General features: G+C 40.6%; 17 protein-coding genes. 7 read left to right on the top strand and 10 right to left on the bottom strand.

What is annotated here, in order from left to right:
• Genes UABAM_RS28535 through UABAM_RS28555 form a run of 5 tightly spaced genes read right to left on the bottom strand, consistent with a single transcriptional unit; the run spans window position 1 to window position 7243 of the window.
• Window positions 1–912 (bottom strand): DUF1702 family protein, encoded by a 912-nt coding sequence (locus tag UABAM_RS28535; protein WP_151971395.1) that lies wholly within the window; start codon window positions 910–912, stop codon window positions 1–3.
• Between the two features lie 9 nt (window positions 913–921).
• A complete protein-coding gene (locus UABAM_RS28540) occupies window positions 922–2397 on the bottom strand; it encodes a hypothetical protein (protein ID WP_151971396.1) in 1476 nt (491 codons plus the stop codon).
• A gap of 4 nt (window positions 2398–2401) precedes the next feature.
• Window positions 2402–5059, bottom strand: coding sequence for a CRTAC1 family protein (locus UABAM_RS28545; RefSeq protein ID WP_151971397.1), 2658 nt, complete (start codon window positions 5057–5059; stop codon window positions 2402–2404).
• On the bottom strand, window positions 5049–6461 hold the full coding sequence (locus UABAM_RS28550; protein ID WP_151971398.1) for an SDR family oxidoreductase: 1413 nt from the start codon (window positions 6459–6461) through the stop codon (window positions 5049–5051). Before UABAM_RS28550 ends, UABAM_RS28545 begins: the two co-directional genes overlap by 11 nt.
• The gene (locus UABAM_RS28555; RefSeq protein ID WP_151971399.1) at window positions 6455–7243 is read right to left on the bottom strand and encodes an SDR family oxidoreductase; all 789 of its coding nucleotides are present in this window, start codon (window positions 7241–7243) and stop codon (window positions 6455–6457) included. The genes UABAM_RS28550 and UABAM_RS28555 overlap by 7 nt, the downstream gene beginning before the upstream one ends.
• 113 nt (window positions 7244–7356) lie before the next feature.
• On the opposite strand from UABAM_RS28555, the gene UABAM_RS28560 reads away from it, so the two are divergent.
• The 4 genes from UABAM_RS28560 (at window position 7357) to UABAM_RS28575 (ending at window position 14722) form a co-directional block, all read left to right on the top strand.
• The gene (locus UABAM_RS28560) at window positions 7357–8595 is read left to right on the top strand and encodes an efflux RND transporter periplasmic adaptor subunit (RefSeq protein WP_151971400.1); all 1239 of its coding nucleotides are present in this window, start codon (window positions 7357–7359) and stop codon (window positions 8593–8595) included.
• Window position 8596: 1 nt separating this feature from the next.
• A complete protein-coding gene (locus UABAM_RS28565) occupies window positions 8597–12145 on the top strand; it encodes an efflux RND transporter permease subunit (RefSeq protein ID WP_173013631.1) in 3549 nt (1182 codons plus the stop codon).
• 8 nt (window positions 12146–12153) lie between these two features.
• On the top strand, window positions 12154–13539 hold the full coding sequence (locus UABAM_RS28570) for a WS/DGAT domain-containing protein (RefSeq protein ID WP_151971402.1): 1386 nt from the start codon (window positions 12154–12156) through the stop codon (window positions 13537–13539).
• A gap of 262 nt (window positions 13540–13801) precedes the next feature.
• Complete coding sequence (locus UABAM_RS28575; RefSeq protein ID WP_151971403.1) at window positions 13802–14722, top strand: hypothetical protein; 921 nt, start codon at window positions 13802–13804, stop codon at window positions 14720–14722.
• 5 nt (window positions 14723–14727) lie between these two features.
• Here UABAM_RS28575 and UABAM_RS28580 read toward each other — a convergent pair whose 3' ends face one another.
• From UABAM_RS28580 to rbfA, 4 genes are all read right to left on the bottom strand, one after another.
• Window positions 14728–15282 carry a 2OG-Fe(II) oxygenase gene (locus tag UABAM_RS28580; RefSeq protein ID WP_151971404.1) on the bottom strand — a complete coding sequence of 185 codons (555 nt, stop codon included), beginning with the start codon at window positions 15280–15282 and terminating at the stop codon, window positions 14728–14730.
• A gap of 3 nt (window positions 15283–15285) precedes the next feature.
• Entirely contained in the window at window positions 15286–16236 is a 951-nt protein-coding gene (locus UABAM_RS28585) for a GIY-YIG nuclease family protein (protein ID WP_151971405.1), read from the bottom strand.
• 11 nt (window positions 16237–16247) lie between these two features.
• Window positions 16248–19706: a serine/threonine-protein kinase gene (locus tag UABAM_RS28590; protein WP_151971406.1), complete on the bottom strand. Its 3459-nt coding sequence runs from the start codon at window positions 19704–19706 to the stop codon at window positions 16248–16250.
• Between the two features lie 80 nt (window positions 19707–19786).
• Entirely contained in the window at window positions 19787–20242 is a 456-nt protein-coding gene (rbfA, locus tag UABAM_RS28595; RefSeq protein WP_173013632.1) for a 30S ribosome-binding factor RbfA, read from the bottom strand.
• A gap of 469 nt (window positions 20243–20711) precedes the next feature.
• Here rbfA and UABAM_RS28600 point away from each other — a divergent pair, with 469 nt between their 5' ends.
• On the top strand, window positions 20712–21512 hold the full coding sequence (locus UABAM_RS28600; protein ID WP_151971408.1) for a hypothetical protein: 801 nt from the start codon (window positions 20712–20714) through the stop codon (window positions 21510–21512).
• 64 nt (window positions 21513–21576) lie between these two features.
• Here the strand turns inward: UABAM_RS28600 and UABAM_RS28605 are convergent, their stop codons facing one another.
• Window positions 21577–22287, bottom strand: a complete 711-nt coding sequence (locus tag UABAM_RS28605; protein ID WP_151971409.1) for an alanyl-tRNA editing protein — start codon at window positions 22285–22287, stop codon at window positions 21577–21579.
• 78 nt (window positions 22288–22365) lie between these two features.
• Here UABAM_RS28605 and UABAM_RS28610 point away from each other — a divergent pair, with 78 nt between their 5' ends.
• Together UABAM_RS28610 and UABAM_RS28615 are read left to right on the top strand one after the other, a co-directional pair.
• Window positions 22366–22785, top strand: a complete 420-nt coding sequence (locus tag UABAM_RS28610; protein WP_151971410.1) for a VOC family protein — start codon at window positions 22366–22368, stop codon at window positions 22783–22785.
• Between the two features lie 93 nt (window positions 22786–22878).
• On the top strand, window positions 22879–25107 hold the full coding sequence (locus tag UABAM_RS28615; protein WP_151971411.1) for an NADP-dependent isocitrate dehydrogenase: 2229 nt from the start codon (window positions 22879–22881) through the stop codon (window positions 25105–25107).
• Window positions 25108–25192: the final 85 nt, after the last annotated feature.

The following is a 25192-nucleotide window of genomic DNA, read 5'->3' on the forward strand; positions in this document are numbered from 1 at the left end:
TCACTGTAGTTTTTTATTTTCTTCACGAATTTTATAAATAGTTGTCTGGTACCAGTCGCTATCAAAAGGGAGTGTTTCTCCCCAATGTAGTGCATTGGAAAAGTACGGCTGAAGCTCGTTACAGTACAATTCTTTTAACTTTTCGGTAACCACGGGATGTTCAAAAGTCATCGTCGCCAGAGAAATGCCAGCGCCCTCTTTTAACGCATGGTGATATTTTACAGGAAAACGCAAAATATCCGCGATTACCTTTTGTGGTTGTGCAATTTGCGTAAACGTAATCGCCACTCCCACACCTAGAAGAAGTTCTTGCGTTGCCGGAGGGTACAACTCTAGGGCTTTTACTAACGCCGTAATATCATGGTTAAATTTAAACCACAAACTGCGTCCACAACCATGCCACGCTGCCTCTCGATAAAAGGAATAATTGTGTGACACATCAAATTTTTCAACAAATTTTCGGTCCCATTTTTTACGGGCGATGGTCTTGCCAAAAGTCTCACCACCGATTAAAAACGGATAGAACTCATCATAGTCTTCGATATCGCGCCAATATGGTGCGACAAATGGTACTTTTCGCGAAAATTTGGCGAGACCATTGTAGAAACCATAACCGGTGTAATGCATAATGCGAAACAGAGGTAAATCATGGCGTTTGTCAGGGTTTCCCGGTCGCAACTTTATCACATGTAAAAATGCCAGTCCCATCGCATATCCTTCGCGATAAAACAGTTGTTTATACCATGGAAACTGTCGTTGATTCGCAAGAATTTTTTCTGCATCTAATTCATGAATACCATCTGAGATGCCTTGCTGCAAAGAAAACAGTGTGTCTTGGATATTCTGAGGTTGCGTTTTCATAAATTTTTGTAGTGAAGAGTTGACCGCGGCGGCCAATAAAGATCGAATCATAGGTACACCTTAGCGTAAATTATCATCGCGATAGCCAAAATAAGACGGCGTTATGTATTGAGTGGTATATTTTTTTACTTGTTGCTGTAGACTTTTTGGTATTTGTATTTGGTATTTGACGATGTCCACAATTCTCTCAAACGAGGTAATCGTAATCTCCCAATAAGGATTTTTGGTAAAAGGATAGGCACGAATAAAAATTTGTTCCAACCCACGATCGTGAGAATTGAGAGCAAATAGTTTTTCTGACTCCCATACAGCCAAGTAAGCAAACGAAGGATGAGGTCCTTTCTCGATAAGAATCTTTCGTCGCTCCGCAAAGTCAGAGTTACTTAAAACCCCTACTCCAAATCCGTGGATTTGAAAATCTTCTTGTTGCACAACTAAAAAGAGTGGTAGGTTGCCAATAATAATTTTTTCTTTTCCCAAATCAATGGTAATTTCAATATATGGTTCGCCACTATTTTGCGTCAAGAACGTTTCCATATTATAATGAGTTTGAGGTTTTACCATTTGTACTTGTGCGTCAATAGGTTGTTTCAAAAAGCCAAAATCAAATTCCTGATTTTTCTTACACGAATACTTACCAGGAGCGATAAAATCCGACATCTTCACCGGGTAATCCACAAATTCGCGCCGATACTTTGGGGCAATATCTACCCCAGCTTTCTCTACTTTCACGTAATTTTTGTGTAACTTACGACGCGAATCTTGCGAAGAAAATCCAATCACACCATCGACAAATTTGATAGGATGTTTTCCCAAGTCTTTTTCAAGTTTGCGCAGACGCTCTAGTTTCAGCGCAATATTTTTTGTATGCCACTCTAACGCCTTTTTCGCAAAATCACGACGGACACCGTTCACCGAAGCTAACGTATTTATGTATACATTCTCGGGCATGTTAAACCAACTATGATAAATCTCTCCGGCGCGATCAGTGGCGTTTAACTCCCACAGGCCAGGGGAAAGACAATTGTTGGTAATGCCCATACGTAAAGGTCGAAAGTGTGGATTGGCCTCAAACTCATAATCTTTTTTTAATTTCCATGGCGCAGAAAATTCAAAATTGGTTTCAAAATGCGCAATGCTGTCACCACCACTACCCACAGGTACACTTATGCCATTACGTGAATATTCCGCCATCATCAAATTAAATGCGTCAAAATCATCGGCTATTTCCACTTTATAATGCAACCTCGGTACGAGTAACCTCAATGGAATATTCTTTAACGACAATCGGTGTTTGTGATCTTTCGCGTTGTGAAACTCAACACTTGTCGCGTCATGATCCGCACAAATTGTTATTTCTCCGACATCTTCGAGCCAGTGTTTCCCGCGCAAAAACGATTGAGTGGAAGGTGTATAACGTTCGTTATTTAACATATCTTCCATATTGGGATTTACCTTTATGGTGATAGACGAAGACACAAACAACCACCATAGCATCGCTACGATGAACACCACCAATGCAGATATTATCTTCATACGTTTACCTTGAAAGAATTCCTCGTGTTTTCGAAATGACAACGATGTCGTTTTTGAGGTTCGCTAGCGACAATTGCTGTTTGGTTTGCTTTCGGTCAGGCCATGTGATCTCAATGTGAGTGGCGGTGGTACTGCCTAAACCAAAATGCAAATCTTGCAGTGCATTTGCCGCAAAACTTCCCTGCCCCGCTCGTTTGACGCGCAGTAACTTGCGATTTACCACCACACGTGCGCCAATTGCATCGCGGTTAAAAGACTGTTGACTATCATCCACTAGCTTCACCTTTAGCCAATTATTCTTTCGGTATCCATTTATGAATAATCGCGAAGCTCCTGGTTCAAAGTTCGTACATGTGGGAAAATTGTAGTCATGGGCCGGCAATACTTTTACCTCGTCACCATCGCGAAATTTTAGATTTTTAGATGTAGAGAGTCGACTATCGTACCCTCCTATATTACGCAGTAACAAATCGAGAAAACCATCATTGTTAAAATCTGCGGCAAGCGCTGTGCGTCCGTTTTCTGCGAGTTGAATCATATCGTGATTTGCCACTTTTTCTTGAATATCCGGTCCCTGTACCGCCCACGTACTGCGATCATAGCTGTAAACCCAGTCGCGCTTTTTCCAATTTTGCAATGGAGAACGACGATAAATATAGCCCTGTGTCTGTAGCTTGTCGTACTGTAATTCCTCGATATTAAAAACGTGATGTTCCGCGGTTAAGTCAGCAAATTCTAGGCTATTGGAATTTTTACTCACATTCACCAGTAGTCTTCCGGGTCCCGTTCCCAATATAGACAAAACTCCTCCCCCACGACCAAACAAACAACCAAGATAATACATATCCAATTTGCCATCATTTTGTACATCGAAGCAAGTCGACCCCCACGCAAACTCATAAGGATCAAGACTATTCATCTTGAACTGATGTTTTGAGTATTTGGTCACCACTGCGCGTACGTTATTCGGATACGATGTGTCAGGAGGTAAAACTTTGGAGTGCCACACGGTATTTTGCAATAGTTTATTGGCACCAACGCCATTAAATAATCCATGCGAAGCATTGTGTGAATCGCCAAATACTTGCATAAATGCTAGACTGTTAGAGATAATCGGTGTAAACATTTCCCGGGGATTGGGCACAGTTAAACCAATATTGAGTACGGCTCCCCCCATGTTACCGGCAAACAAATCTTCTTTTAAGTCACCATTGTAATCCCCAGGCGCAAAAGTCATCCACATACCACTGCGCTGCGAACGCGCATGCTGCACAGACTCAAAGCGTTTACCACCATGATTTATGTATAGACGTAAATATCCTAAATCATTTGCCACCCACAGATCAGGATAACCATCGCCATTGACATCTTGAAAAACACTTGCCCATGATATTTCAGCGTTTTCTGCGGTTTGCCCATTTATTTTTAGTAGCGGAGGATGGTACGGTACATAGTTTTGTAGAGCAATCGAATATTCGTCGGCCACAAGCGGTAAACGTTTTAATTTGTAGTAGTATGGCATCGGATAGTCGCTGTCAAAAACACCATCAACCCCCATCGCTGCCGCTTGCTCTAAGAATTTAAACTCTCCTGTAGGAACCAATTGATTTATGTACAAACGATTTTCAGCTCCCGCCCATGATGTCGCTCCACCTGGCCAAAAATCGATATCCATGACATTTGCTTCATAAACATCCAGGTCTCCATCGAGATCTATGTCGGCAATGGCAAAAGACGGGGTAACGCGTTGCCCTTCAATATTGGCTTCGCGACTATAGTCTTTCCACTCGGGAAGTCCATCTCCGTCCTTGTCTCCCATATTGAGAAATAGGCAATTTGCCGCGTAGTATTCTTCTCCACGACTACTTTCGCGTTTGTCGTGTGTATTGTCACGTGCTTCATGGTGGACAAAATACATTCCTTGGGCCGCGAGAGGGAGTTTAGAAGTCTTCTCTTGGCGTCCAACGGGTCGAATGACTTGCGAAAGAACGCGTTGTGTTTTGGGGTGGGACCACGGCATACCTGGCGAGCTGTTCCCCACGAGCAAATCTGTGCGGCCGTCATTGTTAAAATCGGCAGCAATTGCCGTATACGACTTCCGCGCAACTCTCTCCATAGAATCGAAAACACTTTGTCGGGGAAACAAAAAGTTCTCCACCAGCAATTCCTCCGCAACATAAGAGGAGTTTTTGCACAACTGACTCACTTCTGCAAATACCGGGTTACCATCGGCATCGTTTTTTAAATTGAGATACAACCCATTATGCTGATAACGTGGCTTGTTGTGCAAAACAGCATCTTGATCTGTTGCGCGTGTCCAGTTTTCTCCATCTTGACAAAAATAAACATCAAGGCGACCATCATTATTGGCATCAAACACCGCCGCCCCAATAATGTATTGCCCAAAAATATTCGACCAACTCATCGCATTTTCGTCAAAGGCATCCACTTCGGTAAATGGTGTGATTTCTTCGCTTCCCTGGAGTACTTTCTCTAACTTTTTTTTATTGGCTTTGAGATAACTGAAAGTATCCATTGCCTTTACTTCTGCAAAAGAAACACTGCGATTGTATATCGTGTTGTTCACGTAAAAAACAAAGCTATAGTGCAAAGTAATAACAGTCAATACCGCAAAGATAGCATAGATTTTCTTATTTTTCATCCTTCACCATCCTATTCACGTACGTGTAAACAGAACTACCACCGTCCATATTTACAATGCTTCCGCTCAGAGATTTACGACAAAGTATCCACGCAACCATCTTTGCCACATCTTGCGCCGTGCACAGCTTCCCAGAAGTCGTTAGAGACTCCCAAAAGGGAATTAATTGTTCACTTTCGGGAAATTTGTGCAGCAAGTGTCCGTACACCGCCCCTACCGAGAGACAATTGACAGAGATATTCCAAGGTTTCCACTCCGCAGCCATCGATTTCACTAAAGATTCTACCGCGGCCTTCACCGTGGCGATACACGAAAAGTACTCGATATAACCTTGTGTTCCAGGCGAAGACAATGTCATTATTTTGCCACCACCATTTTGCCGCATCATCTTCGCCGCATGCATCGCTCCTTGGTGAAATCCAATGACATTTGTGCGATATGCTTTCTGCCACTCTTTTGTGGTAATTTGATCCACGCGTGCAAGAATTCCATTAGAAGCATTGTGAATAAAGATATCAACACCGCCAAACACCGCTTCTACTTCCGCGAACATGCGCGTTATATGTTGAGGATTAGCAAAAGATCCCCATACATGGTGAACTTTTCGGCCTTGCTGCTTTAATTCTTTTACCAAATCTTCACCAGCGGTGCGCGAATGAAAGCTATTGATAATGACCGTCGCCCCGTTTTTCAAAAGGTGCAAAGCAATTTCTTTACCAATGCCCCTTCCCGAACCACTAATAAAAGCAATTTGACCTTTAAAGGTAGAAGAGCTATTTTCGGTGAATGGCAGTGTTTTGCGAGGGGGTGTCGCGGTGATTGTTGGTAGAGCTTTATCGGTAGGTATGTGTTGTAAAATTTGCATTTCTGATATTATTTGGCGTAAGTTTGTGAACTTCTTTTTTGAGATATCTAATTCACTAAGTGCGGGAAATTGTTGCTGTAGGATGGAAAAAACTTCGCTCAGTTTTACAGAATCAATGCCCAACTCTTCCTCAAAGTCGGCGTCAAGTGTTAAAATGTCTAAGGGGTACCTAGTCACAGCACTAAAGACTTCGCGAACTTCTTTTTCGATCTTCGCTGCTGGTGGACTATGCGTCACGGTGCTCTCTACAGCAACGCTTTTGTCATTGTTTTCTGTAAATGTCAAAGTCATCGCGTTGATTACTTCACGTAAATTCTTAAACTTTTGTTGTGATACACGATGTTCCTCCAAAGACGGATACCGTTGTTGGAGAACCGCGAAAACTTCACTAAGCTTTACAGAATCGATGCCAAGTTCCTCTTCGAAATCGGCATCTAAAGTTAAAATGTCACGCGGATATCTAGTTACCTCACTAAAAACTTGCAGCAATATTTCTTTGAGATCATTGGCGGAAGAATCATGTAAGTTTATCAGCATAAACTAGCTCCTTCATCAGCAGTAATTACACTGCCGTTAATAAACCACGTTTCGTCTCTAAGCATTTCGTATACAAAACTATCTAGTTCTCCAATCGCTTCATTTTCGTGTAAAATTTTCGTCGCAATACAGTTTACCTGTATATGGTAAGAAGCTAGTTCTACACAAAGGTAACGGGTTAAGGTTTCCACAGAGCGATGAATCGCACTCAGCAAACTACAGTTTGCTGTAAATTTATCGATCGCGATAGAGGAGAAGGTTAAAATTTTACCATGGATCATTCGCGGCGCTATTTCCATAAGTTCTTGTTGAAGACTCACTACCTCTTGCATAAACGCATCTTCCCAATCATTGGGTTGCAAGTCACTTAGCGTTTTTCCAGGATATGTATATGGATTGGCAATGAAAAAGTCAACATTTGTCGTCTTTTCACTAGAAGTGATGATACGTATATTGTTCTCTCGTAGTTTCTGACACAAAGCTTCCCCTAATACGCTATGGCGATTTCGTACCACGGCCACTTTTTGCTCGGGTTGTTGCGTAGAGGGTTGCTGTTTGTGCTTTATAATCGTAGCAATAACATCCTTGATGGTGTGCACCTCATCAAAAATATCGCTATTACCAGGAAAATATTTGTTGATAAAATAATCAAATATTTGTTGTTGTTTGCCACTGTTGATACCCAAATCCTCATCGAAATGTGCATTTTCATCAAGTATTTCTAACGGATATTTGGTAACATCAGTAAATACCTTATAAACATACTTTTTTACTTCATCCATGCTTTTAATCCTAATAACAGCTTCTCATTGTTTGTGTTAGGGATTTTACTGGACCAAAACTATTTGTCAAGGTGTTTTCAGAAACAGCCTTAAGCATATTAAGGATTCGCAATATGCGTAATATACACTACCTAGTTTTTATGATACTTTGCTGTTTGGGTTGCGAAGAACAGCAAAAATCCACGGGCCCACGCGTTCGCAAAGTAGAATGTAGGCAAGTCAAAGCCAAAGAAATGCAAATGTCCATCAAAGCAACAGGAACTACACAACCAGCGACCACCGTAGATCTTGCTTTTCGCATTTCCGGGGTAATAAAAAATACCCATGTGGCACGTGGTGACATGGTAAAAGAGAAACAATTACTTGCCACTCTAGAACCACAAGATTTCCAACTACAAAAGCAACGTGCGCAAGAAAATCTCAACATTGCCACCAGCAACTTGGTGCGCATTAAGGCTGAGGCACGTCCTGAAGAGTTAAAGGTAGCAAAATTTAGGTTAAAAGCGGCAGCAAAGTCGTATGATTTTGCCAAGCGCTATTATGAAAAACAAATAGAATTGGGACGATCCAGCATACTTTCTTCTCTCGATCTTGAGAGGTACAAAACCGATGCTGAAGTGGCTTTTGAAAATGTGCAAATTGCACAGAAAGAACTGCAACTCGTAGAGAAAGGTGCCCGCGAAGAAGACATTATCGCCGTTAGCCACAAGGTCGCTTTGGCAGAAGTAGAAGTAGACATTGCTGCGCAAAATTTAAAATACCTGCAAATTTTTTCCCCGATTCGCGGTGTGATTAGTTACTATGGTATAGAAACGGGTGAGTACGCTGTTCCCGCAAAACGCGTTGTAACTGTCGAAGATTTTTACCAAGTGAAACTGAGTGTTTCTGTTCCAGAAACGCAAATACTTGAAGTAAAGAAAGGACTCACGGTCAACGTAGATATTCCTTCCGTAGGCAAAAGCGTCAAGGGAAAAATTAGTTACGTTGCTGCAAATGCCGATGTTATCGCCAAAACTTTCCAAGTGGAAATTCTCATACCGAACAAAGATCTGTCCATTCGCGGTGGAATGTTCGCCACCGCGCACATTGACGTAGAAAAACCAACAACGGGTATTTTTATTCCCCCACAGTGCATTCAACACGACGCGGCTGGCGATTACGTTTTTCTCGTGAGTGATGACATTAAAAACCCACGTATCATTCGTCGTAATATAAAAATGGGTGACTTAAGTGATAACCTAGTGCAAGTAGAAAATGGCCTGTTTGTCGACGATTGGCTCGTTCACGTCGGACATCATTACGTCAGTGAAAACGAGCTTGTCGTTGCGATCCGTAAACAGGAGGAAAACTAGTATGCGTTTTTTTCTAACACTTCTCGCTTTTCGCAAAATATTTGTGTTGGTATTTGGCAGCGTTATTCTCGTGGGTATACTGTCTTTTATCCAAATCCCACGTCAGGAAGACCCCTCACTAAAAGTTGCCTTTGTCAGAGTGGTGATTCCTTTCCCTGGTGCTGACCCTACCAAAATAGATAAGCTGGTGTGCAAAGTTGTGGAAGAAGAGGTGCTGGAAATAGACAGTGTAGAAGAGGTTACCAGTATTGCCAAAAACGATTTTGCACTGTTTGACATCCAGTTTGATTATAACTCAAATATTTCAGAAAGTATTGAAGACGTTAAAGAAAAAATTGCCGAAATCCGCCCACAACTACCTGCCGAAACAACAGAACCCGTTATTTTTGACGACATGGCGAAAAACTATCCCATCGTCGCGGTGATAACGAGCAATGAGTACAACCTACGCGACTTGGAAATTTTTATCAAAAAATTTAAGTACATTTGCCTCGATTTACCAGGGGTTGCCTCCGCAGAAATCCGCGGTGAGCTGGACAAAGCCGTGTATGTTTCTCTCGACTTAGATAAAATTTCGAAATTCAAAATTCCATTAGCTAGAGTGTTCAACGCGCTGTCTGCACAAAACGATCTCGGCGCTGGCGGAACAGTCAAAATTCGCCGCGAAAACTTTCTGATTCAAACCCAAGGAGAATTTAAAAATATACGCCAAATTGAGGACGTAGTGATTGACTTTAGTCTACAAGGAAATCCAATATATGTGAAAGATATCGCCGAAATCAAATACGGCCACAAAGACCAAAGGTATAAAGTGCGTTACAACGGTACACCTGGTATCGCTTTAGCCATAAATATAAAAGATAGATACAACGTGCTCAAACTACAAGAGAATATCAAAAACAGTCTGCAATCTTTCAAGAAAGATTTACCCAAAAATATAAATATGCATTTGTCCATAGACCAAGGACGACACGTGCGTTTTAAACTTTATGATCTCTATGTTAATTTACTCATGGGTATGGCGTGTGTTATTGTCATTTTATTTTTGTTTCTTGGCTTTCGCGAATCCATTACCGTTTCGTTGTCTATCCCCTTCACAGTCATCGTCGCATTGTTTTTCATCTACTCCTTTGGACTAAAGTTGCAACAAATATCCATCGCTTCGTTTGTCATTGCATTGGGATTACTAGTCGACAACTCGATTGTCGTTATCGAAAACATCCACCACCACCTCACAGTTTCTAACCAAGGGATGCTCGAAACATTCGCCACGGCAATTGCGGAAGTTGCTCCCTCCATTACCTCTGGGACTTTAACGACAATCGCCGCTTTTATTCCATTAATGCTGTTACCCGGGGACACGGGAGCTTACGTACGCTCTATTCCCATTGTTGTGATCACCACTCTTATTTGCTCACTTTTTACCGCACTAACTCTCACCCCCATTCTCTATCTATGGTTATGCCAAAAGGCAAATATCGAGGCGGGAAAAGTAAAATCAAACAAATCTCCCTTTTTGTCGCGCAAATACCAAAGTTTTATTCAATTTTGTTTAAAAAGTCGTTACTTTTTCTCTTTCCTAGCACTTGTTTTAATTGCAGGTAGCATGGTGGTTGCGGAAAAAATGGGCAAAGAACTATTTCCCATGTCTGATCGTCCACAATTCATTATCAACGCCTACCTCCCAGAAGGAGGTACTTTAGAAAAATGTGAAAATACCGCACGGAGAATCGAGGAGGTACTTTTAAACAGGCAAAAATACCCCGAAATAGAAAAGTTTTCGTCATTTCTCGGCAATGGTGCTCCGAAATTTTATGTAAACGAAGTGGGAGACAAACAACCCACCGACACCAGTTTTTTGGAAATCATCGTTACTTTACACCACACATTGCCAGATAGAAAAGCACGTTCTACACTGCAAATGATCGATGCCGTCAAACAACAACTTAACGACAAAATTTTTGAGGCCGATGTGCGCGTGCGACCATTTCGTTATGGAAAACCTCTTCCTGCACCAATTGTTATTCGAGTAACAGGTGACAACTTGTCGGTCATCAAGCGCGTAACCAAAGATGTCAAAAAAACACTAGAAGACATTCCCGGAACACGTAGTGTCAGAGACGACTTGGGAAGCACAACCTACAAAATTGGCCTATCCACCGACTCATATCGCTTAAATCGCATTGGCTTAAAACACGTGGACATCTCTACGGATATTCACACCGCTTTTTCTGGGAAAAAAGCCACGAGTTTTCGCGCGGGTGACGACGAAATAGATGTCATTGTTCGTTTGCGAGAAGAAGATCGCAAGAACTTCGCAAACATCAAGGAACTGTACTTTACTTCGCGCTTAACTAGCGAAAAAATTCCCTTTGATCAAATTGCCAAAATCGACTTAAAATTGGAAAAAAGCCGCATCAATCGTTGGAATCAGCGCTGGTCAGCAAGCATTCTCTGCGATACACAAAGTGGAGTTTTACCCGAGAAAATAGTGAAAGAATTCGAAAAAATAATCGCGGATTGGCAATTGCCCACAGGAATTAAAATCGCCATAGAAGGCGAACGCAAAGAAATGGAAAAACTCGCCAACTCTCTCAATTTGGCGGTGATATTTGCCTTTTTGCTCATATTCATCATTCTCTCTTCCGAATTCAACAGTTTATTTCAGCCGATTATCATCATCATGATTCTGCCGCTGGCCATTGCAGGTGCGGTTTTTGGACTTGCGGCGATGGGTTTCTCTCTAGCATTTATGTCAATGCTTGGATTTATTAGCTTGCTGGGAATTGTCGTCAACGATGCGATTATTTTGGTGGATTTCTCCAATGCTAGAATAAGAAAAGATAAACAAAGCCTAGTATCGAATTGGGAAAAATACACCACCATCTTAGTCGAAGCTGCCGAGCAGCGTTTAAAACCTATATTCACCACCTCAATAACTACCATTTGTAGTTTACTCCCCTTGGCACTTTCTGGTAGTGTTTATTGGGAAGGTTTTGCCTGGGCAATTATTTTTGGCTTGGCTATTTCGACATTTTTAACACTGGTGTATGTTCCGGTATTTTTTCGTATCATAGAAGATTTAAAAATGTTGTTGGGCTTTATGCCATCATTTAATATCCACATTTATACGAAAGACACAGCCTTACAAAAGGAAATATATCACCTACTTAGTGCGTCACACAACCTAATATTTCCGGAAATAGAAACGGACAGAGCGATAGACGACAACGCCGATTTAATTATTATTGACGATAGCAATCGAGACCCGTTCTCACTGGTACGCCTTCTGGAAAAAACGCGCCACGCCCCACATATTTCATCTATTGTTATTAGTGAAACGCGCAATGCGCAAACCTTGAAGCAAGAAATGCAAAACGATGATCCCGCTATTGCCACCTCCTATGCAAAGTTTCTGGTGCAAAGCAGTTTATATGTATCTCCACAAAATACAAATTTATTGCCAAATATGGTAAAAGAAGTACAAGATAAGATAAGTAAAATGATGCAAAACGTTTGGAATTTGTCTAGAAAAGTTCGAAAACGATAGGAGAAGCGATGTTCAATTTATTCGAAAAAGGTAAACAATTAAAAGGCTTTGATCGCGTATTTTTAAAATACGATTTTCCCGATAGCCTTATGCAGGTAGTCATATTAATGGTTTTCAAGGATAACTTTCGCTTCGAAGATTTTGAAAGACTAATAGGTGACTACTTCATTCATTTTGGTAATTTCTCACGACGCATTGTCGATGCTGTTGGCACGGCATACTGGGAAGAAGACCCGGAATTCAGTCTCAATAATCATTTTGAATATGCGCATCTTCCCGAACCAGCTTTAAAGCCAGAACTGGAAGAATATATTGGTAACGTAATGGCCACTCCTCTTGATGAAAAACGACCGCGCTGGAAATTTCATTTCATTGAAAACTACAACAATCAGAAAGCAATTGTCGCGTGTATTCATCATGCCTATGCCGATGGTGTTGCCTTACGCAGAATATTGCTATCCCTGATTGGTAAACTCGAAAAACACAAAGCCCATAAGCAACTTCCCGGTAAAAACTTATCTTTAAAACAAACCTTGGTACAAAAGGCTTTTAGCACGGTGGGAAATCTAACACGTGGGGGAAAAAGCTTGGCAGATATTCCCTTTTACAGTTTTCACTACATGAAAAAAGGTTTAGGACTCGCCAATTCGTTACTAGATATGATGACTTTACCCGAAGATCACCACGGGCGATTAAAAGGTAAATTGGGTATCGAGAAATGCTGCGTGTGGAGTCCGACAATTCAGCTATCGGAAGCCAAAGAAATGACGCGTTTACTCAATTGCACCATTAACCACATCGCTCTTTCCTGTATCGCCGGAGCTTTGCGGAAATACTCACTCGAACAAGGAGAAAATATACAGGACAAAACCATTCGTTCCATCGAAGCGGTAGATGTTCGCAAAAAGCAAGATGGTCGCATAAAAAATCGTATTGGATTTTTTGCCATAGATTTACCGACCGACTTAGCCAACCCTTTAGAGAGAATCTACAAAATCAAAAACTTGATTTCCAAACCTCAAGATTCCTCTCAGTTAATGCTCATGGGAGCAGCATTCGCTGTTTCGAGTATGTTTCCCAAAAGTGTACGTCGTCAAACCCAGGCTTTTCAATCAAAGAAAGTCAGTGTCCTAATCACCAACATGACGGGATTTGAAAAACAAATCTCCGTTGCGGAAATTCCCATGCAAGAATTTGCGTTTTGGGTCCCGATATCGTTTTGTTCACTCGCTTTTAGTTTTACAAGCTACAACAATATGCTAAATTTAGCGATTAATAGCGATCGGAAGATTATTAGTGATCCACACACGATCATCTCTTACTTTCTCCAGGAAATGAAAACACTACAAAACATCTGTGCTAACCTTGAAAAAAGTGCCGTTAGCGAAGAATAAACGCTACATTTACCAAACGACATCCTGAAGGAAATGTCGAAGTAACGCTCGATTCGGAAAAATATTCATGCTCGATAAACAAGATGTTTCGTATATTTTATCTTCGATGCGGAACAATAACTTTCGCGATGCATGGACTACCATCCATTAAACAATAACAGATACAAATGGAATGGTGGTGGTACGCGCTCATGAGACAAGCGTAGTAATTGTATTGCTGCGCTTGCATAACCAATGATCAACAACAACGAGGAATCCATTCATGAACAAACTCATTGCACTTTGCATAATTATCTTGATACTGGGCTGCACAGCCGCGCCGCAAAAACAAATAGAAAATAACGTTACCGAAACACCTGAGGACCCATTCTCGAAAATGGAAGAAAAACTGAGTGGGTATGACGCAACGCAAAATCAAACATTCCCAGAAAAGAACACCTCATCTCCAGAAAAGAAAACCTCATCTCCAGAAAAGAAAACTTCATTTACCGCACAACAACAATTCACCATGGACTATGCCATGCCTGAACTAGACTTTACTTGTACAGAAACAATAAAAAAAGTTTCAGATATAGACATTATTCCGCCGGAAGTCGAACACGACGATCAACTAATCATCGACGGCAATGTCACCTATGTAGTTCTGGGTAAATACCAGGGAGTGATTACGCATTTACAGGTAATATGTCACAAATTTGAAGCGACCACACGACGTGCTGGTGAAAAAAGAATAGTGGATAGTATTCCACCACAAAGTAAATTCATTTTTGGTAGAAAACCACCGCTTATGATAGATGAAAATGACAATCCTTTGAGCCAACGTCAACAACGTTTACTTCGTAACTTAACCATGCCGCGGATTTTGTTTAACGCCACCGAAGACAAACAACAACTACTTGCAGAAAAAAGTTTTTCTACAGGCGATCCAGTTGATATTGACATTGCCAAAATCTTTTTGGCAGAAAATCCTACGAAAGTAATTTTTGAAGGAACGGATGACAACACGCCTTCGCCAAATGCTGTTTTTTCTTTCGACGCTCCACGCAAAACAGGTGATGTCTACACACAGAATGGCTTGCCTACCAAACTAAGCATACTAGAAAAAGACGAATTCCCGCAAGGAAGCCTCAAGGTAAAGATAACCACAAAAATGGAGGTAAATATAGAATATGGTCAAGAGTAGCGATTTTATACAGTGCAATACATTACATCGCTTCGTAGCACGTACTTGATACCGGAAACAACTACCTGCCCCTCGTGGATGAGTGGGTGCTGGAAAAACAGTGCCATTCCGGTTTGTGGTGGGATGGAAACTTCGGGTTCGACAATAAACGTGGTGTTTCCGCCTTTGAAGTTTTCATTGAGATAAATCAGAAAAGTGTAATAACTTCGCTCGTGATCATTGCGAAAAAATGCACCATCGGCATGTGGAGCGAAGTGCATATCTTTTTTGTAACGATAACCACGAAAGCGTTCGTTCACGCCACAGAGTTTTGCACCGTGAATTTCACGGGGAACTTTGTCTTGAATACGTCCGAACAAATCTTTGGCGAGCGGTACATCGTCAAAAATAATGCGTTCGTTGTTACGTACCTGAGGTTTAAAACGACTCCCCTGTAGCGTATTTAGTGGCGCTAATTTAGGATTATTGTCATTGATTTTATCAATATATTTTTTACACTCTTCGACAGAGAAAACGTCACTTAACGTAAAAATATATTTCTGGCTATGATCAAGATTCATTGGTTACTCTACGGTAAAAAAACAATATTCGACATTGGTCTGACGTTTTATCCACTCAAATATTACTCCGGCGCGGTCAAAATGAAAGCGATCGCGTTCGGCGCGTTTCGCTTTCGGAAAAACAAGATCTTCTTGTGCAATATGTCTTCGTGCAAAGTCGAGTAAGTGCCCTTGGAAAAAAGTATATGTGTATTCGTTATTTTCCCAAATCACCAAGTAGCGATACATAAAATCGCCACAGAATTTATGTCTTTCCACCATATACTTTGCCAGAAAATAATCGTTCTTCACTTTTTCCGCTTTTTCAAACTGCAAATTTTGCGCATATTCGTGCATGTTTTTTTCCAATTTTTTGACAATTTCGCGGTCTTGTCCTTGGAGAAATTGAATTGTTTTGGCAATACTTTGCGGGTATTTTTTTGCTGCCGTTTTATACTTATGTGGCGCTTTACAATATTTCATATCGTAATAGCAACATTTGCGTTTTGTGTGTGCACAACGACAAAAGGCAAAGTGTTCACATGCAAATCTTTCGATGTTTTCCACAAAAAATTTATCTTTAAATGGACCAAAACACCCTTCGCGATAATCTTCGAGAATTTCCATTTTTGGAAAAGTACCTTCACTCAATTGCAAATAACAGTAGCTGCGAAACTTCTTTTGGCGAACATTGTAACGAGGCAGGTAATCTTTAATCATCTTATCTTCGAGTAAAAGTGCCAATAATTCCGTAGGTGTTGGATGAATTTGCACATCGCGCATTTCTCTTCGCAGCAATTGTCGACGTTTTTCATACGCACTATCTAGCGATTTTGATTTGTGCATATAACTATTAATGCGCGAACGTAAACAAATAGACTTACCGATATAAATGGTATTGCCTTCTTTGTTGGTAAATTGATATACTCCCGGTGTCAGCGGTATATCCGAAAGTTTATTGCGTATGTTTTTCATGCGTTTTTTGCCTAGTAATCAAAAATTTCTTGTGTGGGAATTTTATATGTGTTTATGAAGTCTTGATAATTTTCTTGCTTTGCTTTCATGGGGAACAAATTTACCCCCAAACCTTGGGGCATTTCTGTTACAAGAAATTCCCACTGAGGGTCAAATGTGACAATTCTCCCAAGAGCCAATCCTTTGCGGTATAGACAACGATAATCTTTTTCACAGTCGTATAGTGTAATTTCATCTGTATCAAATATGGCCAAAATGGGCCTTTGCGGATGAAAGAGTAAAAGGCGATTATTACCGCCATGGATTTTCTTTAGATGAACGATTTGGTCATTTTTTATTTGGCCAAGTAGAATATGCTGTCCCCTGCGGTTTGCAATTGCAATGTAATCTCCCCCAGAACTTATTGTTATTTGTCTCATATCAGAAGCAGGTAAATTGTAACTCTTAACCTTCTCCAATTCATTTTCCTGAATTTGACAAACATGAATCGAGCTATCACGCGTTAAATATATGCGATCGTTGTGCCTAGTGAAGTCTTGAAACCTCATCATTTTCAATTCACTGCGCTTTTGTAAATTCTTATCGAATATCACCAAAGAATCCCTGCGGTTTGTAATTATGTTTTCTTTATAAAAAACGAGTTTAGAACTCGTATAACCATCTTGTGCCAGACGTCTTTCCCGGCCAACAATATCACTTTTACTGCTCACTAGTAGTTGTTGCAGACTAATTTTTCCCAAAAGTAGTCCCAAATGATCGCGCCGTATATAGTAAAGTTGTTCTTCATCGATACCTGCTGTGATAAATCGTGATCCTGGCAAAATGAAATAAAACCGTTTATCCGTTTTGCGATCGTAGATTATAATAGATCCTTTCGCCAATACAGCGATGAAGTTTTCGTTACATAAAGCCCGATGTTCATTGTAGATATTGATCGTCGAGAATAGCAAACTTTCCTTGTTTTTCACTTGCTTTTTTATTTGTTTTAAAGCCGCATTTGAACTATCGACCACAACGTGTTGCTCTTTATTTTCTCCAAACTGAATACGCAAGGTTTTGTCGCGAGACTTGACTGTTTTTTCAAGAAAATCGATATTTTTTACGCCGCCAAACAACTCATACACTTTGACACGATCCCCAGAGTTTACATAAAATGTATTTGACCGTGGTATAAAGCTCAAGTGCGGTTGCTTTTCATCGCGATAGTAATAGCAAAGTTGATTACTATCTGTGGACCACAACGCAACACCTTTTGGCGATTTCCCTAACAAAAACGAATGCGAAAAATCAAACTGTACTTCGGGCATCTCCAACGGAAATTGAGTTTTCGTATTGCTCAATTCGTCATAATAGATAATCTTACCACTTTGTTGGTAAATTCTTACATTTTCCAAAACCAAGTAATCTTTATCTGTCTCCAAGTGTTTTAGAGCTGTTTTTTCCGGTGGTATGATCCTGGGTATTTCCTTGGTAAGATCTGCGATCCTACGATTGTTTACGTACAAAATGTCATTGTTTTGCGAAAATTTAATTCGGGGAGATGTGTATGTCACTTCTGTTACGTAGCGATGATTTCTAACATTGTATATGGTAATTTCATACTTCGTCCCTACATTTTCGTGAACTCCCAGGCGCAATAGCCATTTGCTGTCAGATGAAAACAACACTCCTTGCGGCCTTAGGCCTCCTTTATTGACCACATGCGCTTTCCGCGACTCTATTTCGTAAAGAATAACTTCTTTTGTTCCTGAAGTATTGGTGTGTGCATAGGCAATGTATTTACCATTATTCGCGATTTGCACATATCCAATATTCCGTTGTCGGTGTAAAGAAAAAATTTCTTTTTTATGAAATGTGTCAAAAACCTCAATGTATTTCTTGTTATAAACAACTAAGTAGCGCGCATCGCTCGTGAATAAAATCACGACATCGGCATTTTTTACTGGTATTTTCCACCAACAATCGTTTATTTGCAGTGATGTTTTTGCTCGCACATTTTTCCACAAATATAGAGTGTTTTTCACACAGCTATAAAAATACATCTCTAAAGGAGACATATGGATATGCATTTCAGATTTTGGATACACGCGCACCTGAGGTAAAGACGGAAGGATAGAGTATTTCAGTAAAAAGTTTGCCTTGTGAATGTATTCTCTCTGCGAAAACTTTTGTTGATCGTTGTACACTTCTCCTAGTTTATGAAACGCATCATAAAAATTCGAATTTTTAATTAGATTTTCCGCAGCTTCGAATCGTGCATCCATCAACTCGTAATGTGCTTGTCGGTGCTCTTCTTCAGCGATTCCCAACATCATCTCCGTGTAACCCCAAGCAAAACTGAGTATCACACAAACCGCCATTAGAGTAATACCTAAGACCGTTTGGTATGGGTTACGCAACACCCATTTTTTGGCACGATACACATAAGAGAACTTCTTTGTCAAAATTGGTTTATTGTTTAGAAAGCGTTCTATTTCTTTGCGTAAAAAAGCAACGCTTTGGAGACGATGTTCTGGATCTTTGTCCAAACATTTCATGCACAACAAATCTAGTTCTATAGGTACTTTAGAATTGACTTCACTTGGGACAGGGGGAGTTTGGATCGAAATAGCGTACATGATTTCTAAAGCGCTGTCTCCCACAAACGGGCTATTACCCGTTAGTATTTCATAGAAAATAACCGCTAGGGAGTACAAATCACTTTTGAAAGACGCTTTACCGCCCTTTATGACTTCGGGAGCCAAATATTTTGGTGTACCGATAATCTCACCTGTTTTAGTGATTTCGGTTTCATTGCTCACTTGTTTCGCAATACCAAAATCCAAAATCTTGGGGACGTTGTTTTTATCAAGCAGAATGTTGATGGGCTTCAAGTCGCGATGAATGATCTTATTGCGATGTGCGTATGCCACACCATCGCAAATTTGACAAAAAATTTGCAATTTTTTGTTTAGGGTTATGTGCTTGTTCTCCAATGTTTCTTTTAGAGTAGATCCTTCGACATATTCCATCGCAAAGTAACGCTTTGGATGCTCTTGTATATCGTAGATATTGGCAATATTTTTATGCTGTAAACGCGCCATTGCGCGTGCTTCTATCATGAATCTTTTATTTGCACGAGCATTGGTACTACTCAAAAGTACTTTAATAGCACACTTGCGATCAAACTCCGGATCATAAGCGAGGTAAACAACTCCCATCCCTCCACGACCCAGTTCCGATTTTAAGATATACTTTCCCATGCGATTTGCCGACATTTTTTGCGACATCGAAAGACGTTTTGTTTCTTTCAAAATTTGCTGCATGTACATTTGGAAAAAAGTCTGTGCTTCATGCCACTGTGATTGATCTTCAGAAACTTGATATGCAGAAAAAGACTGTTGTTGTTTTAGCTGCTCAAAAGCAAAATCTATCGCAATAGGTCCTTTAATTGAACCATCGACCTTACGACGAATAAATATTGTGTTCATTTGACAGACTCGCAAAAACTATTGGAAAAAGGATGCTCTCTAGAGAGATATTGGAGTTGCAGAGTATGTAAGTTCAAATATTAACTTTTTTCTGGGTCGTCTCCAGAATCTTGAGGTTCATCGGAAAGAGACTCTTCGCTTTCTCCCTCTGTGGAAATCGGTTCTTCGACTTCTTCTGTATCAGGATTATACTCTTTGTCTTCTTCTCTGACTTTGTCGATAATATTTGTCATTTCCTGTTGTTGTTCTAATCCTTCGTCGTGCTCGATTTTAATCGTCGGGGCGTAGCGTAAAGATAAGCGCTCAGCGATTTGTCTTTGTATGTAACCACGCGCATGTTGTAAACCACGTAGTGCCGTTCGTACTTGCGATTTAGATCCCAATATCGACACATAAACCGTGCAATAACGAAGATCAGGAGAAAATTTTGCTCTTAATACAGTGATACGCTTGATACGTGGATCACTTAAACGATATAAAATGATTTTCGATGCTAGTTCTTTTACTCTTTTATTTAGTCGTTCTATTTTTGCCATATTATTCATCCGAGATTGAAATGTTTCGTACTAAGATTTGCTACTTGCGTAACGATAAGTGTACTATGAAAGTTTTAAAATATCAAGACTCATAAAAAATAACATTATCACTGTATTCGTCTGTCTGTTTGCGCCTTATCAAAACAATCTTAAATATTTTCATAAAGAGTAAAATATACAACACTTGATTTTTCACCGCAAAACAATGATAAAAATATGTTGAAACGATGACATAACAATTACAAGGTCGTGAAATTTTTTTTGTATAATATATAAACAATCATGACTTACAAAATGTTTGACAGCTAGTTACCATCAAGATAAACTCTATGCGTAACTTTTACTTTGTGCCAAAATTTTGTGTTGCGAGTTACTATAACTAGTTCGTGGAAACAAGCATGCTTTGTTTTTTCCCACGCGCTTATGCAACAAAGGTTTTACGAAATATATCTAAATGAAGGGATAGAAAATGATACGAATCGTTTTATTTACCGTTATGTGCGCTGTAATGATTTCATGCACATCTACAGCACCAACAAACGATGAAAATAACAATACACAACAAATAAACGAAGAAGAAAACAATACAAACAGCACTATTGATGACAACACTGTAAACGATGCTAGTGATGAGAATAGCAACGAAGAATCCGAAGAATTAGCCCCTGAAAACGAAGGCGATTCTTTACTAGGAAACGACGAAGAGGCAACAAGCCTCAACGACACCAACTGGGAAACAAACGACACCAACGACATGAATGAAGATGCGAACGACTTTGAAGATAGCACGGTAGACATGGGTAGCTCCGACAATACAAGTGCTTCCTCTTCAAATGAACCAGTAATGGAAGAAGTAGAAGAAGAAACCACAGTGAGTTCTACCTCTGAAGACTCCACATCGGAGGAAGAAACATTTGAAGACTCTACCTCTGAAGAAGACTCTTTCGAAGACATGGAATCATCGGACTCTTTTGAAGATGTTGACTCTTCTGACTCTTTAGAGGATGTTGACTCTTCTGGAGACTCTGCTTCGGAAGAAGATTCTTTTGAAGACATGGAATCATCGGATTCTTTTGAAGACGTTGATGAAGGCACAGGTGATTCTGCTTCGGAAGAGGAAACTTTTGACGATGCAGGAGATTCTTTTGAAGATACCGAAGAATCTTTTGATGACGCAGACTCTTCTGAAGATGCTGGAGATTCTGGAGATTCATCTGACGATGAATTCGGAGATTTAGAAGAAGGTGATTTCGAAGACGGCGATTGGTAAAATAGAGTAGATGCCCTCGAAATCGAGGGCATCTAACATTTAAGATCAATACCGTTCGCGGCCATCAATCCTCCACAGCCATCGTCAACCTTTTATTGATACGTCCCTTACTTTTGTATTTGATTAACTTCAGGCTACCCACTTCTTTCGTATTTGCCACATGAGTACCACCATCGGCTTGCAAATCCAGTCCCTCAATTTCCACGGTGCGAATTTCCGTAATTCCCTCAGGGATTAAATTCGTTTTTGTACGTACCAAATCAGGTATTTTCAACGCCTCTTCACGTGGATGTATCTTAATCACTATAGAGCGCGCCATTTGAACTTCTTCGTTGATTTTCTTTTCTATTTCATTTACCATTTCGCGCTGCATACCTTCGAGTTCAAAATCCATGCGTCCGCGTAGCGGCTCCATGTTTCCTCCGGTTACCGCAGCACCATAGTCGCGCCAAATAACAGCACAAAGAATGTGCATCGCTGTATGAGTACGCATTAATTTGTAACGTCTTTCCCAGTCAATCGCACTCTTTACCTCACCAATACCTGGCTTATCACCTTCGATAACATGTATCATTTTTCCATCGTATTTTTTTATTCCCGTTACCGCATAAACTTGTCCTTGAGAGTTTTCAATGCTACCGTAATCGCAAGGTTGCCCTCCACCACCAGGATAAAACCCCGACTCCGATAACACAACACCTTCATCTGTGACTTCGGTAATTGTAGCGGTAAACTCTTTCAAATAGCTATCTGTTTGATATAATAATTTTGTCATAGTACCACTCGTAAAAAAATTCAAAACGTATCAGTATACTACTGACAGTATAACAAATTCTCGTATCGTGAGGAAAAAATGAAATTTTTACATACAATGGTTCGTGTCAAAGACATTGACCGCGCACTAGACTTCTTTGTCAATAAATTAGGGCTTGTAGAGGTAAGACGCAAAGAGGTAGAAGCCGGACGTTTTACACTTATCTTTTTAGCAACTGCACCTGGGGAACCAGAACTAGAACTCACCTACAACTGGGATCAGGAAGAAGAATATAGCTATGGGCGCAACTTTGGGCATCTTGCCTATTCGGTAGACAACATCTACGAAACCTGTCAAAAACTCATGGATAATGGTGTTGACATCTTACGTCCTCCCCGAGATGGTCGTATGGCTTTTGTAAAATCTCCCGACAATGTTTCGGTAGAACTTTTACAAAAAGGCGAAGCACTACCTATTGAAGAACCGTGGAAAAGTATGCCGAGCAAAGGTTCGTGGTAATTTGCGATATCGCTAACGTTTTTGTTGCTTTTTACCATCACTTCTAGTAAGATTTCACATCTTCAGATAAATCTTTTCAAAAAAGGACAGAACATGACAACATCAAAAATTATCTGGACGAAAATTGATGAAGCACCAGCTCTTGCAACCTACGCACTCCTTCCTGTTGTGCAAGCATACACCAAAGGTTGTAATATAAATGTAGAAACAAAAGATATTTCCCTTGCTGGTAGAATCATCGCCAATTTTCCAGACCGCCTTACTGATGAACAAAAAATCGACGATTTTTTAACACAACTAGGCGAATTAGCAAAAACTCCTGAAGCAAACATTGTCAAATTACCAAATATTAGTGCTTCCATTCCACAGTTGCAAAGTGCCATAAAAGAACTACAAGAGCACGGCTACGACATTCCTGATTATCCAGAAGAACCAAAAAACGACGAAGAGAAACAACTACAACAAAGATTTGCGAAGGTTCTAGGATCTGCCGTAAACCCCGTACTTCGCGAAGGAAACTCTGACAGACGTGCGGCGAGTTCGGTGAAAAAATTTGCACAAAAAAATCCGCACCGCATGATGAAAGATTGGCCAAGTGAAGGGTCAAAAGCATCTGTAGCTCATATGTCTGATAAAGACTTTTTCTCCAGCGAAAAATCAGCAACCATGCCCGAGGCATGTAATGTAAAAATAGAATTTGTCGCTGAAGATGGCACAAAGACAACTTTAAAAGAATCTGTTGCTCTGCAAAAAGACGAAGTTATCGACGCAGCGGCAATGAATGTCAAAGCTCTACGTGAGTTTTATGCACAACAAATCGAGAAGGCAAAAGAAGATGGAGTTCTGCTATCTCTACACCTCAAAGCCACGATGATGAAAGTTTCTGACCCAATCATGTTTGGACACTGTGTCTCTGTATACTACAAAGATGCGCTAGAAAAACATGCTGATTCTCTAAAAGAAATTGGTGCAAACCTCAACAATGGTATCGCAGATGTATATGCCAAACTCGACCGTCTACCTGCAGAAAAAAAAGCAGAAATTGAAGCGGACCTCGCTGCAGTTTACGAAAGCCGCCCTGGGCTAGCAATGGTAGATTCTCGCAAAGGTATCACAAATCTACACGTTCCGAACAATGTCATTATCGACGCCTCGATGCCAAACGTCGTTCGCGACGGTGGTAAAATGTGGAACAAAGACGACCAACTACAAGACACCTTAGCAATTGTTCCTGACCGTAGTTATGGAACTATGTATCGCGAAATTATTGAAGACTGCAAAAAACATGGCCAATTCGATCCATCGACCATGGGAAGTGTTTCTAACGTTGGTTTGATGGCACAAAAAGCCGAAGAATATGGTTCACATGACAAGACATTTGAAGCACCAGCGAATGGTAAAATTTGCGTAGTCAACGACAAAGGTGAAGTTGTCTTGGAGCACAATGTCGAAACCGGTGACATTTATCGCATGTGTCAAACCAAAGATGCACCAATACGCGACTGGGTGCGTTTAGCCGTAAGCAGAGCAAAAGCATCGCAAAATCCTGCGATTTTCTGGTTAGACGAAAACCGTGCTCATGACGCCGAGATCATCAAAAAAGTAAATGCGTATCTTCCTGATCACGATACAACAGGACTTGATCTGCAAATCATGAAACCTCAAAAAGCGATGGAATTTTCGTTGGCGAGAATTCGCAAAGGCGAAAGTACTATTTCCGTAACAGGAAACGTTCTTCGCGATTACCTAACAGACTTGTTCCCCATACTTGAACTAGGAACAAGTGCAAGAATGCTATCTATTGTACCGCTGATGAACGGTGGTGGCCTATTCGAAACTGGTGCGGGTGGTTCTGCTCCAAAGCACGTCGAACAGTTGGAAAAAGAAGGTCACTTACGTTGGGATTCATTGGGTGAATACTGCGCACTAGTTCCTTCATTGGAACTCATTGCGGAAAAAGACGGCAATGCTAAAGCAGGTGTTCTCGCCGAAACTCTAGACCAAGCGATTAGCAAGTATCTAGAAAACGGTAAATCACCTTCACGTAAGGTAAATGAAATTGATAACCGTGGTAGTTCGTTCTATCTAGCAATGTACTGGGCAGAAGCACTCGCGGAGCAAAGCAAAGATGCGGAAATACAAGCACGCTTTGTGGACGTTGCCAAGCAACTAAAGGAAAAAGAAGAGCAAATCAACTCTGAACTTTTAGCTGCACAAGGGCAACCAGTAGACCTAGGTGGTTATTACTTACCAAATGCACAAAAAGCAGGCAGCGCTATGCGTCCAAGCGCAACGCTAAATGCGATTATCGACGCGATTTAATTCACGTCCACAAGTGGGAAATTTTTAAACGCAACTGTGATGTATCGCTGCCATTGATGGAGAGTAAAATTTTCACAAGAATGTC

The sequence above is a fragment of the Candidatus Uabimicrobium amorphum genome (assembly GCF_009002475.1).
Taxonomy (GTDB): domain Bacteria; phylum Planctomycetota; class Uabimicrobiia; order Uabimicrobiales; family Uabimicrobiaceae; genus Uabimicrobium; species Uabimicrobium amorphum.